13 protein-coding genes are annotated in these 12379 nt (G+C 50.6%); 9 read left to right on the top strand and 4 right to left on the bottom strand.

Annotation, left to right across the window (positions count from 1 at the left end):
* Positions 1-222: 222 nt before the first annotated feature.
* Positions 223-1143 carry a DMT family transporter gene (locus D6M16_RS15470; protein WP_120512731.1) on the bottom strand — a complete coding sequence of 307 codons (921 nt, stop codon included), beginning with the start codon at positions 1141-1143 and terminating at the stop codon, positions 223-225.
* A 91-nt stretch (positions 1144-1234) separates the two neighbouring features.
* On the opposite strand from D6M16_RS15470, the gene D6M16_RS15465 reads away from it, so the two are divergent.
* Complete coding sequence (locus D6M16_RS15465) at positions 1235-2134, top strand: LysR substrate-binding domain-containing protein (protein WP_120512730.1); 900 nt, start codon at positions 1235-1237, stop codon at positions 2132-2134.
* A gap of 15 nt (positions 2135-2149) precedes the next feature.
* Here the strand turns inward: D6M16_RS15465 and D6M16_RS15460 are convergent, their stop codons facing one another.
* Entirely contained in the window at positions 2150-3142 is a 993-nt protein-coding gene (locus D6M16_RS15460) for a hypothetical protein (RefSeq protein ID WP_120512729.1), read from the bottom strand.
* A 368-nt stretch (positions 3143-3510) separates the two neighbouring features.
* On the opposite strand from D6M16_RS15460, the gene D6M16_RS15455 reads away from it, so the two are divergent.
* From D6M16_RS15455 to D6M16_RS15425, 7 genes are all read left to right on the top strand, one after another.
* Positions 3511-3909, top strand: a complete 399-nt coding sequence (locus tag D6M16_RS15455; RefSeq protein WP_162941060.1) for a DUF2170 family protein — start codon at positions 3511-3513, stop codon at positions 3907-3909.
* The gene (locus D6M16_RS15450; RefSeq protein ID WP_120512727.1) at positions 3906-4595 is read left to right on the top strand and encodes a PspA/IM30 family protein; all 690 of its coding nucleotides are present in this window, start codon (positions 3906-3908) and stop codon (positions 4593-4595) included. The genes D6M16_RS15455 and D6M16_RS15450 overlap by 4 nt, the downstream gene beginning before the upstream one ends.
* Before the next feature lie 65 nt (positions 4596-4660).
* Positions 4661-5689, top strand: a complete 1029-nt coding sequence (locus tag D6M16_RS15445) for a potassium channel family protein (RefSeq protein WP_120512726.1) — start codon at positions 4661-4663, stop codon at positions 5687-5689.
* Between the two features lie 17 nt (positions 5690-5706).
* Positions 5707-6342, top strand: coding sequence for a YjfK family protein (locus tag D6M16_RS15440; RefSeq protein ID WP_120512725.1), 636 nt, complete (start codon positions 5707-5709; stop codon positions 6340-6342).
* A gap of 43 nt (positions 6343-6385) precedes the next feature.
* Positions 6386-6802: a DUF350 domain-containing protein gene (locus D6M16_RS15435; RefSeq protein WP_120512724.1), complete on the top strand. Its 417-nt coding sequence runs from the start codon at positions 6386-6388 to the stop codon at positions 6800-6802.
* An 11-nt stretch (positions 6803-6813) separates the two neighbouring features.
* Positions 6814-7425: a DUF1190 family protein gene (locus D6M16_RS15430; RefSeq protein WP_120512723.1), complete on the top strand. Its 612-nt coding sequence runs from the start codon at positions 6814-6816 to the stop codon at positions 7423-7425.
* 396 nt (positions 7426-7821) lie between these two features.
* Positions 7822-9798 carry a BCCT family transporter gene (locus D6M16_RS15425; protein ID WP_120512722.1) on the top strand — a complete coding sequence of 659 codons (1977 nt, stop codon included), beginning with the start codon at positions 7822-7824 and terminating at the stop codon, positions 9796-9798.
* Between the two features lie 90 nt (positions 9799-9888).
* On the opposite strand, the gene D6M16_RS15420 is transcribed toward D6M16_RS15425, so the two are convergent.
* Positions 9889-10389 carry a lactoylglutathione lyase family protein gene (locus D6M16_RS15420; protein ID WP_120513212.1) on the bottom strand — a complete coding sequence of 167 codons (501 nt, stop codon included), beginning with the start codon at positions 10387-10389 and terminating at the stop codon, positions 9889-9891.
* A gap of 116 nt (positions 10390-10505) precedes the next feature.
* Between D6M16_RS15420 and D6M16_RS15415 the strand changes: the two genes are divergently transcribed.
* Entirely contained in the window at positions 10506-11390 is an 885-nt protein-coding gene (locus D6M16_RS15415; RefSeq protein WP_120512721.1) for a LysR family transcriptional regulator, read from the top strand.
* Positions 11391-11435: 45 nt separating this feature from the next.
* Here the strand turns inward: D6M16_RS15415 and D6M16_RS15410 are convergent, their stop codons facing one another.
* Entirely contained in the window at positions 11436-12332 is an 897-nt protein-coding gene (locus D6M16_RS15410; protein ID WP_120512720.1) for a LysR family transcriptional regulator, read from the bottom strand.
* Positions 12333-12379 lie beyond the last annotated feature (47 nt).

Here is a 12379-nt window from a genome sequence, read left to right as displayed (position 1 = left end):
CACGCCCCCGGGAGAGGACGTGGCAGCAATGCCTAAAACCAAAGTATCAAGTGTTGAATGTCGTGTACCCTAGTTATGTTGCATCTTATGTGCCAATTTTCGCCAAACAGCTTAACTCTTTTTATTTCATAGGATTACAGTTCACCACAGTGACACAGTATGCCTTTGAGCAGATGAAAACAGCCAATCTTAGTGCACCACTGCACTGAGTTGGGGAACGCCTTACCCGAGCCGGGCCTGTCGCTGCCTGAACCACACCGGGCCGAACGTATTGAACAGCGTCGCCAGCACAATCAGGCTGACCCCCACGACTTTGTTCCACACCAACGTCTGCTCAAAGAAGCTTATCTGCCAGATAAACGCAAACAGCAGATTGGTCAGAATAAGCGGAGCAAGGCTAGAACCGGATTCCACCAAACGGTAGGCTTTGACCCGAAAGACCTGGGTATTGACGATACAGACGGCCAGTAACAGTAGCGACGGTAACAGCAGTGTTTGCAAATCGGTTAACTGTTGCCAGCTGGTTGCCAGCATGTCTGTACTGTGGGTAAAGAGTACCAGAGGCAGCAACATCAGGCTGGCGAGCGTAAAGCACCAGGCATTTAAGCCAAAGGCCGACATGCTCCCTTTACTGACCCGGTAGAGGCTGACTTGCGAGCCAGCATTGAATACCCCTGCGGCTACCCCGACGAGCAGCTCCGGTCGCAGCGCAAATCCGCCAGCATTACCGGCCATCAGCACCACACCTAAGAAAGTGATCATCAGATTCATGACCGTCATCGGCGGAATCCGGGTATGAAATAACAGTTTTTCTAACACCGGAATAAACAGTGGCCCGGTACTGAACAGCACCACAGTTTCCACCAGGCTCAAGTGGCTCAGCGAAAAAAGGAAACACAGCTGAGCGGCAGCGACACAGAACGCACGAATCCCCAGTGACTGCCAAAGCTTTTTGCTGTCTGGTACGGCCCACTGGGTCAGCGACATCAGCCACATCAGTAATAAGGCCGGCAGTGAAAAACGCAGGAAACTGAGCATTTCTATGCTGATATGATCACTGAGCAGTTTGGACACCAAACCGTTTACCGACAAACTGAAGGTGGAAGCCAGCATGAAAAAAAGAGGGCGTAAATCTGTTGTCATTAAGTACTCCTTAGCTGGTGAGGAGTCTAACGGGGTTACAAATGATAAAAAAGCGAATAATATTAACCAAAACTGTTAGAAAAACTTACAGATGAAAAAGCTCGTTCCTCTGAAATCACTTTATGCGTTTGTGGCTGTGGCTGAGACAGGCAGCATGACGGACGCCGCTGAAGTCCTGCATGTCAGCCATTCGGCTGTCAGTCAGGCAATAAAGTCGCTGGAAAACCAGCTGGGTCTGCCGTTGTTCCAACGGGTTGGCCGCCGGGTAGAACTGAACCGAAATGGCCGCAAATACTACCGGCAAGTGGCCCCGGCTCTGGAACAAATAGTGACGGCCGGTGAAGCCTTACAGCAACAGAATCCGCACCGGCTGACACTGAACATGGTGAACTCGCTGGCGCTGCACTGGTGGATTCCCAGAGTGCCGGATTTTCAAGCGTTAGCGCCTCAGATTGATATTCGTATTTCGACCCTGACCCATGTGTTTGATCTCGACAAGGAGGGCGTAGACGTTGCCTTGATCCACGGCCGTTCAGATGACTGGCAAGGCTATCATTGCGAAAAGCTCGGTGACGATCAGTTGATTCTGGTTTGCGCGCCGTCACTCATCGACACTGACAGTGCTCTGAGCGCAGACGCCATGCTGTCGGCCCATCACCCCATTTTTGTCACCAATCCAAGGCGTGAGAATGACTGGCAAACCTGGTGCCAGGCCAATCAGCTACCGGTACCGGCACAGCATCACAACCTTTGTTTTACCGCTTCCATTCAGGCGGTACAGGCCACGCTGAGGGGATTGGGAATCCTGGTCACTCACCGCTTGTTTGTCAGGGATGAAATCAGACAGGGGCTGCTGACGGAAATCGGCCCGTCGGTCCGCAATCCCTATCAGTCCTACTATTTTGTCTGCCAGAAAGAAAAGCTTGTTCAGGAAAGTGTATTAACGCTGCGGGCTTGGCTGCATCATGAATTCCGGCTCGCCAGTGCTTAAAAACACTGGCTCTGATTACTCTTCTTCCGCCAGCAACAGGTAATCTGAGAACAGAAAATTGCCTAACAGCATTGACTGATTTTCAGCGCCATCGAAATAATCCAGATAAAAGCGCACCAGCACATAGCCGGGAGAGTCCCCCTGGCCGAGATCTAAAATATTGAGGGGGATTTCCAGCGCTTTGTCCTGCTTTGACTGAAGAACGACAGGCTCGGCCAGAGTCACAGTCTCATCACTCTCCGGCCCCAGGCTCATGCCCTGTGCGGGAAGCGCAAGCCTTGGCGGAACCTTCTCGCCCGGATACCCCGTCTGAGCCGGTGCCGTGACGACAAATACCCGCTCACTGCGCACAGCATTCAGGCTTGCCTCTCTTGCCCCGTTGTTGGTAAAGCTGAAACGCAGCGTAGGCTGCAACCCGGCATTCACTTCGTCTTCTATATAAGCCACGGGTTGAGGTAAATCACTCAAAGGAAGGTTAGATAACTTTCCCAGCTCATCGTAACGGTAGTAATGCGGCACACCGTCATCATGGATATAAATATCCAGCCGTGACAGCAAGCTGCCTTTGGCGTCCGGATCGCGTTTGATATGGTAAATATACAGCGTGTTCTGGCGCGCATTCGCCTGTAGCAGCCCTTCAACCACCAACCGGGAAGGAGAAGCAAACTGCTTCATCTGATCCGTATGCTGAAGATAACCGGGATCCCCGCATAACAACCATGGCGGCATGATGGCTGACCAGCGCTGACACTCACCAGACATGGAGTCTTGATCAGTCGACAACTCTCTCTCAGCAATCAGAGCGTTATACTCTTTCTGACTCATGATGATCAGTTCGGGCAGCAGAAATACCGACTTTTCCTCCATAAACGGTGCCAGTTCAATGCCAGAGAGATGTAACTCAGCCGGGCGGGTATTATAGGTGTAGAGATTGAGTACAACGGCACCCAGGATCATGGCGAGCAACAGCGGCAGTATGAACCTTAGCAACAGATTTTTTTTGGTCATGGCGGCAACTCAGCAATCAGCACCAGGAGATTGTGCTAAGTATAGCCGCCATACGGGTACTATTATTTGCCGTTATGGCCGTTACTCTCACTAAACCAGCATAACAATAGATTCACCGGAATAAGTAACACATTGTTTCTTCAGGTACATATCACAAAATCACACGATAAAAGGCAAAACCGGCATCCAATTATGAGCAGAAGGGCATACTCAGTCGCTCATTTAACCTATATTAGAGCACTCAACGGCACCTTTATGTTCCTGTCCTGTATCATCACCAGTCAGGAACTTCATCAGGTGGCAACAGTCGAATGCTTTTGTGCGACTGAATGACAGGTTTATTTTCTCTTAATCTAAGGATGCTGACTATGTGGCAACTTTCCGATCTGGCCCCCCTGCTGTCTGACCATGACGGCTGGAAGGTCGACGTTCAGGGTCAGGCGTTACTGATCCGTAATGAAGACAACATTGAAGCTTTTCTGGCGGTTTCAGGTGAGCAGATTCTGGTTGAAGTCTTATTATTTGACGTCGGACAGGTGAAAGACACCGATGCACTGAACCGTGAAATACTGCGCACACATAAAATGTTCCCGCTGTCGACCATAGGTATCAATGCGATCAACGGCAATGACTACTACGTTGCCTTTGGTTCGCTGTCTTCCCAGTCAAAGGCAGAAAGCGTCGTGATTGAAGTCGCCACGCTTTTCCGTAATGTTGAAGCCTTTATTGATTTGTACCAGGACTTCCTCAAGGAGCAAACGGCATGAGTGTCTGGAAAAAACTATTTACCGCAATGAGAGGCGGTGCCAACGAAGCCGCAGAAACCGTGGCAGACAGCCAGGCGCTGCGCATTCTCGATCAGGAAATCCGTGAAGCCAAAGCAGAGTTGCGCCGCTCTGATGAGGCGCTGGTTGGCATAGTAGCCAAACGTAAAATGTCTCAGCAAAAAGTAGAAAGCTTTAATCTGGGAATCACCGAATACGAAGCCTATGCCCTTAACGCGATGGAAAAAGGCCAGCAGGAATTAGCACTGGAATGTGCACAGAAAGTCGCTAACCTGCGCAATGAACAGCAGGCAGAACAGACCTATCTGGATCAGTTCACTCAATCAGAGCAGACGCTGAGAACCAACATCGCCCAGGCCAAAGACAAGCTTCGTCAGCTAGAGCAGCAAGTAGATGTTGTGAAAGCCAATGAAGCGGTGCAAAAAGCGCAGTCTGCGGTGTCCTCCGGTCATGTCGGTGCCAACGCCAAAATGCATACCGCGGCCTCCTCGCTGGAGCGTATCAAGCAGCGTCAGGCGGAAAAAGCCGCTCAGCTGGAAGCGTCTGCGGAAATGGCAGCCGAACAATCAGGCAGTGCACTGGACAAGAAACTGGCCGACGCCGGCATCAAGAGCGGAGGCAAAGCCTCGGCCGAAGATGAACTGGCACGCATTCTTGGTCGTCAATAAGCGGTAATTCCGGGGGCTGAGGCCATTTCTGTGGCTGATCAGCCCTTAGGATTGAGGAGAAATGCATGTCTATCTGGTTGTTGGTCCGCCGCTGGGCCCATCAACAATTCAATCAACTCAATGGTCGAAACCTGCTCATCACGCTTCTGTGCTATATCGGCTTGTCCTGGCTATTTCTTGAACTTGCAGGTGAGCAGGCGCTTACACACTCATTAACTCACTTTTTCTACTATCTGGTCGTAACAGCATCTACCGTCGGCTACGGTGATTATTCTCCGGAAACACAAGCCGGAAAGTGGGTGGTCGCCCTGTTCGTCATCCCTGGCGGTCTGGGTCTGTTCGCCATCGGGATTGGTCGCCTGGCTACGCACTTTATTGGCTATTGGAAAAGTGGCTTGCTCGGAAAACGGAGAATTAACGTGGAGAACCATATTCTGGTACTCGGCTGGAATAACCAGCGAACCTTGCACCTGATTAAAATGCTGCAGCACGAAGAACGGCAGCGCCGCCATATTGTGCTGTGCGTGCGCCCTGAAATGGAAAACCCGCTGCCGGGTGAAATTGATTTTGTGCGTGTGGTCAGTTTTACCGACACCACCGGCATGGATAAAGCCGGTGTCAGCACAGCGAGCTGTATCATCATAGATAACGAGCAAGACGATGTGACACTGGCAGCAGCTCTGTATTGCTCCAGCCGCAACCCCGACGCCCATTTGCTCGCCTACTTCGCCGATGAAGGCCTGAGCGACCTGCTGAAATCGCATTGCCCCAAAGCCGAATGTATTCCGTCTGTGGCGGTTGAAATGCTGGCCAAAGCCGCCGTCGATCCCGGCTCCAGCGAACTTCACCATGAACTGCTGAGTACCCATCACGGCATGACGCAGTATGCGGTACGCTTTCCCGAGACAGCTTCCCCTACCCAAATCAGTCGCCTGTTTACCCTGTTCAAAGAAGAGCACGAGGCGACTCTGATAGCGATCGATCGCGGACAGGGCGTGGAATTGAACCCGCCGCTGGATCTGGACGTTTTGCCCGGTGCCAACCTTTTCTATATCGCCGATGAACGTGTCAATGATTTCAACTGGCCGTCTTAAACCGGCAAGGAGTAGCTATGTTTGACTGGTTAAAAAAACGCAAGCAAACCGCAACCACTGAGCCGACAGCCCCCGAAATCATTGGTCTTCGCTTAGGCGGTGCCTTTGAGCTGGATGATTTAAAACTGCGTCTTACCGAACCGTCTCTGATGATTGAAGGGGCAGCGCGTACCCAGCTCATCCAGGCAGTCGGGGAAGTCTGGCTGGACGAACAGACACGCCTGATACGCTATTACACCGATGACGAAGGTTTTGTGCAGGTGCTGGCCCACGGTGCCGGTGATGCCGATGTCAGCGAGGTAAAACTGTTTTACTTCTATGACAGCAAACCTGTTGATACCGACAGTGAATGGCAACATTTACTGGACAAAGGGATAGTAAAAGGCCAGTGGCATCTGGAAGACTTCACTTATCAACAAGTGTGGGAAAACAGTCGCCCTGTTGCTATGACAGAAAAAACCTGGCTGCAGAACGGGACGACCAGCTCTACCGATCAGTTTGTCATGTTATACGAGAGAGACGCAGAAGCCGGGATGAAAGAAGTGCTTCTGGTCTCTGCTGAAGAGAAAATATTCAACAACAGAGCTGAGCGCAGTCTGGTGTTGAGCACAGGATTTGACCTCAGTCCGACAGATTTTAAACTTATTGGCTGAGTCAGATAATAACCACTAAACATTTATAATTTCAGGGATTTCCATGGATCTTTTGACACAATCACTCGCCGGGCTAGGCTCATTTGTCGTTTATTTTGCTATCTCTATCGTGTTCTTAATGCTGTTCAAGATCATCTTTGTCCGCATTACCCCCTATGACGAATGGAAACTGGTCAAAGAAGAAAAAAACACCGCAGCGGCCATTACTCTGGCCGGTTCAATTCTGGGTTACGCGCTGGCGATCTCCGGGGCTGCCAGCAACTCAGTGAACTTCATTGACTTTTCTATCTGGGGTGTCGTGGCATTACTGGCGCAGATGCTTGCCTATGTGATTGTCCGGATTGGTTTCATGCCCCGTATTGCCGAGCGCATTGAAGCAGGAGAAATCCCTGCCGGTCTGCTGATGGCGGCCACCTCTGTGTCGGTTGGCCTGCTCAATGCGGCCTGCATGACCTATTAAGGGGGACTGTCATGAAACGGACTAAAGACGTCAATCTTACCGGCATGCGAAAACAGTGGCGCCCCTTCGCCGTTGCGCCTGTTACCGCGGCCATTACTGCGGGATTGCTGACAGGTTGCAGCGATCCGCAGGAAGATGCCGTGATCTACCATACGGTCAATGACTGCAAAGATGACAATCCTGGCTACTCCCAACAGTGTGAAGCTGCCTACCAGAATGCACTGAAGGAAGCTGAGCGTACTGCGCCGAAATACAAAAGCTTGCAGGAGTGTACTACTGAGTTCGGCATGAACTCTTGCATGAAGTCGACTGAAAATAACTGGTTCATGCCTGCAATGGCGGGCTTTATGTTTGCCCGGCTGCTGGACAGTAACCGCGGTTACTACAGCCAGCCAATGTTCAGCTCCTACTATCCGGGCAGCCGCTATTACGGCCGCTGGACCACAGCTGATGGCTACGACTACGGTTCATACCGCTATAAAAAGTCGAAAATCAAAGTCGGCCCGGAGCAGATGAAGCCTAAACCTACCATCAGCCGCACCATATCGCGCGGTGGCTTTGGCTCCAGTGCTGCAGCAAAATCCAGCTGGGGCAGTTCTTCCAGCCGGAGCTGGGGTGGATAATCTGACCTGACTTTTGCCCAGAGCGCCGACAGGCGCTCTTTTTCATTAACACTTACAGCTCAAAACAATCGCCCACGAATTTTTATCTGATCGCTCAAGTAGATGTGTTTTTACTTATTAAACAATAAGATAAAGCATTATTTAGAGTTAAAACCTAAAGGTAGACCAAGATCACACTTTGAACACTAAGCAAAAAATTGATAATATCCCTCCGTTTTTCATAAGCAGAAAAATCTGGAATACCTGCTTAACAAGAGGTCATGGCGCAAATTTTTGCTTATAACATGGCCTATTTCACTGTCCGTTGAATTGATTTTCATCAATTTTCACTAAGGCCTCTGCCACTATCATGGCGCCCCCTGACCGGACATAGCAACCGTAAGATTTGAAGGATTTATGGAAATTAAGTCAGATTTAAATAAACCGGTATTTTTTACCTCGGCAATCTTCATTGCCGCGCTCTCTTTTATAGGTGTGATGTGGCCGCAAGCCATGGAAGCCTACTTTAAAAACATTCAAGGCTGGATCATTACTCAGGCTAGCTGGATCTACATCCTGGCTGTAGCCATCTTTTTGATTTTCCTCATTCTGGTTATGTTCAGCCGCCTGGGTGATATCAAGCTCGGGCCCGATCACTCCGAACCTGATTACAGCTACAGCTCCTGGCTGGCGATGCTGTTTTCCGCCGGCATGGGCATTGGCCTGATGTTCTTTGGCGTCGCAGAGCCTGTTATGCACTTCACATCCCCTCCTGTCGGTGATCCGCAATCGGTGGAAGCAGCGCGTGAAGCCATGAAGATTACTTTCTTCCACTGGGGTCTGCATGCCTGGGGGATCTATGCGCTGGTTGCACTGGCGATGGCCTATTTTGCGTACCGCCACAAGCTGCCACTGCTGCCACGCTCTGCCCTGTATCCGATCCTTGGCGAAAAAATCTATGGCCCTATCGGTCATGTGATCGATATTTTTGCCGTGATCGGTACGCTGTTTGGTGTAGCCACCTCTTTGGGCTTTGGTGTGGTACAGGTCAATGCGGGTTTCAACTATCTGTTTGATATGCCACAAAGCACCACAGTTCAGGTCATCCTGATTGCCGCCATCACCCTGATTGCCACTGTTTCAGTTGTCATGGGTCTGGACGGCGGTATCAAACGTCTGTCAAACATCAATATGTTTCTGGCCGTCCTGCTGCTGGCTGTTGTCATCATTGCTGGCCCAACAGCATTGATCATGAAGTCGTTTGTGCAAAACACTGGTGCCTACTTAAGCGATATAGTGAACAAAACCTTCAACCTCTATGCCTACGAGCCGAAGGAAGACTGGATCGGCGGCTGGACACTGCTGTACTGGGGCTGGTGGGTATCCTGGTCACCGTTCGTAGGTATGTTTATCGCCCGGATTTCACGTGGCCGTACTATCCGTGAATTCCTGGTGGGTGTACTGCTGATCCCATCCCTGTTCGGCTTCCTATGGTTTACTGCCTTTGGTAACACAGCCATTGATGCCATCATGAACCACGGTGCGACCTATCTGAGTCAGGCGGTGAGTGACAATGTGCCCGTTGCTCTGTTTAAGTTCTTCGAGCACATGCCTATGTCGACTGTACTGTCCGTCATAGGTGTGGCACTGGTGATCACTTTCTTCGTCAGTTCTTCCGACTCCGGCTCTCTGGTTATCGATACCCTGACATCAGGCGGTGCGGCTGAGCCACCGGTTTGGCAGCGTATCTTCTGGGCCGTCATTGAAGGTGTAGTGGCCGCGGCGCTGCTGGCTGCCGGTGGTCTGTCTGCCCTGCAAACCATGACCATTGCCAGCGCATTCCCGATCATGATTCTGATGCTGCTGTTCTGTTACTGCCTGTTCAAAGCACTGCGCAACGACTATATGCTGCAAAACAGTATCCAGACACACAACACCAGCGTGCAATACACTCAGGCCAGTGTAAGCTGGAAGTCCCGCATTTCGGCCATGGTGAACCACCCGAAGCAGGATGAAGCTGAGAAATTCATGACCTCAACGGCCATACCGGCTTTGACAAACCTGGTCAAAGAAATGAAAGTTCAGGGTCTGGCAGCCAAGCTGCAGGTGCTGGATGAGTCTCGGGTCCGGTTAGTGGTTGAGAAAGAAGAAGTGGAAGATTTTGCCTATGGCATTCGCCTGCGCCACTTTGCGCTGCCAGCCTATGCCAATGAATCGTATGACGATTACTACCGCGCGGAAGTCTTCCTGCTGCAAGGCGGCCAGCAATATGATGTGATGGGTTACAACCAGGAGCAGATTATTGCCGATGCCTTAACCCAGTACGAGCGCCACATGCACTTCCTGCATCTGGCCACCTCGGAAAACATTCAGGAAGAGCCTGTCCTGTCATAAGGTTTCAGCTTCTTGAGAAGACTGAAAAAGCCAGCATCGCAAAACGATGCTGGCTTTTTTATTCCAACTCACTATGAAATCACAATCTGCTTACTGACTGTAGGCACCACTGGCGTAATGCAGTTCATAACTGTGGCTGTAGATTTCCAGAATATTCCCGAACGGGTCTTCCATATAAATCATGCGATACGGCTTCTCACCCGGGTAATAATAGCGTGGCGCTTTCATCCGCTTTTTACCGCCTGCAGCAACGATTCGCTCTGCCAGCTCCTCGACATTCGGGTCCTGCACACAGAAATGAAACACGCCGGTTTTCCAGTATTCAAAGTTGTTTTCCGGCTGTTGCTGATTATCAAACTGAAACAGTTCCACACCAATGCGATCCCCTGTTGAGAGGTGCGCGATCCGAAATCGTCCCCAGCCCTCACCAAACACATCGGTACACATTTCACCGATGGCGCTGTCATCCTCCACAATTTCCGTCGGTGGCATGATCAGATACCAACCGAGCACCTCGGTGTAAAACGTCACGGCCGCTTCGAGATCCGGCACCGAAATACCAATATGAGAAAACGTTCTTGGGTAAGGCATATGTTCGTCTGTCTTCATGGGTGAAACCCTCCTGTTCTTGAGTGCTCCACTTTAATTCGCCAAAATACGAATTAAAAATTATCATTTATTCTTATTTCCATTACGATTTGTTATCTATGAAACTCAACAGGCAATGGCTCCATACCTTCGCCACTCTGATCGACGTCGGCCAGTTCACAGAAACCGCCGCCCGGCTTCATATGACCCAACCGGGTGTCAGTCAGCATATCCGAAAACTGGAGCAGCAACTGGGACAGGCACTTTTGGTTCGGACAGGGAAAAAGTTTGAACTGACCCATGCAGGCACAGTGCTGTATCAGCACTGTCAGGCTTTGCTGGCAGAAGAAAAGCGCCTGCAGCAGGCGCTGTTACAGGATAACCCGGAAGCTGGTCCGTGCAGGTTTGCTATGTCCGGTACGCTGGCCAACCAGCTTTACCCGCTTTTTCTTCAGCGCCAGCTTGCCCATCCCGGATTGGGAGTCAGTGTTGAATCTGCGCCGGATCAACGCGTGCTTCAGTTATTGACACAGGATGAAGTCGAACTGGGCATTGTCACTGAACCGCCTGCGCAGTCGCGTTTTCACCGAGAGCGAATTGGTGAAGAAACCCTGTGCCTGGTTTTTCCTGCCACGCAAAGTAAATCCGGGTTGTCGGAAGCTTTGCTCTCAGAAACCGGGTTCATTGATCACCCCAACGCCCGCCGGTATCTCGACAGTGTGTTGCTGGACCTGCCATTTTCCATACCGCACGATTCGCTGCCGGTGCGTGGTTACATTAATCAGCTCAGCCAAATATTGCTTCCGGTTTCACTCGGGGTCGGTTTTACCGTCCTGCCGGAAAGTACCATTCTGGAGTCCCCGTACGCACAGGATCTGCGTATTCTGCACCGCAGCGTCAATATCAGGGAGCCTTTATATCTGGTGTGGAAACGCCATCGTGAACTGGCCACTCGTTATAGCTGGTTTATCGACTGTATTCGTCAGACACTGCAATCTTCCTGAATCATCCGGAAATACCCCACACCCTTTGCATTCACAATGTTTCACTCACTGAGTCCTCAGGTGTTTTTGCAGGTGTTCAATGAAAATCGTGATCTTTTTTGCCAAATGTTTTCGCCCGGCATAAAAAGCGTAAAGAACCAGAGGCTCAGGTTCAGCATCTAATTCTATGAGCTGCAATGTGCCTGCGTTTATTTCATCGACACACGACTCCTCAGGCAATATCGCGAAGCCAAGACCTGCCAGCGCACCAAACTTTGCCATGTTGCCGCTATTGACTTTAAATGACGATTTCACACTCTGCGTAAGCTGCTGACCGTTTGAATGTCTGAAAACCCAAGGTGTGCCATTTAACGCCGTTAAGCTACTGATACAAGGCAAGTGGTTCAAATCGGCCACTTTATCAGGACGGCCATGCTGTCTGATCACATCTGGTGCAGCGACCACTATGCTTCGCAACCTGACTATCTCTTTCGCCACCCAGCCACTATCGGTAATTTTTCCGCGGTGATAGCTCAGGATCAGATCAAACCCATCCAGTAAGCTTTCTTTGGGGCTCAGGCTGGTTTCACAAGATAGTGATATTGCAGGATGTTCAACACAAAAATCGACGACTGACTTTGCGAGTACCGGAATATCCGGCATCAGAATTCTGAGCGAACCGGCTACCGTTTGAGCCTGCTGATTGACTTCTTCAAGCGCATCGTTCAGCGCCGCTAATAAGACCTGTGTCGTAGAGTAAAGCTGCTCACCCGCCTCGGTTGGGGTCATACGTCGCGTCGTTCTTTCCAGTAACCGGGTATTCAGCTTCTCCTCAAGTAAAGCGACATGACGGCTGACGTTTGATGTGGGTAAATTAAGCTGTTCTGCTGCCTTTTTAAAGCTGTTGTACTCATAAACGCAGTGAAAACTTTTCAACCATTGCTGCTCGATCTGCTCAATCATTTATTATCCCGATTCGTTGGATTATCAAACCAATATATCGCACTTTA

The organism is Photobacterium salinisoli, assembly GCF_003614885.1.
Classification (GTDB): Bacteria; Pseudomonadota; Gammaproteobacteria; order Enterobacterales; family Vibrionaceae; genus Photobacterium; species Photobacterium salinisoli.
This window is presented reverse-complemented; position numbering and strand designations above follow the sequence as displayed.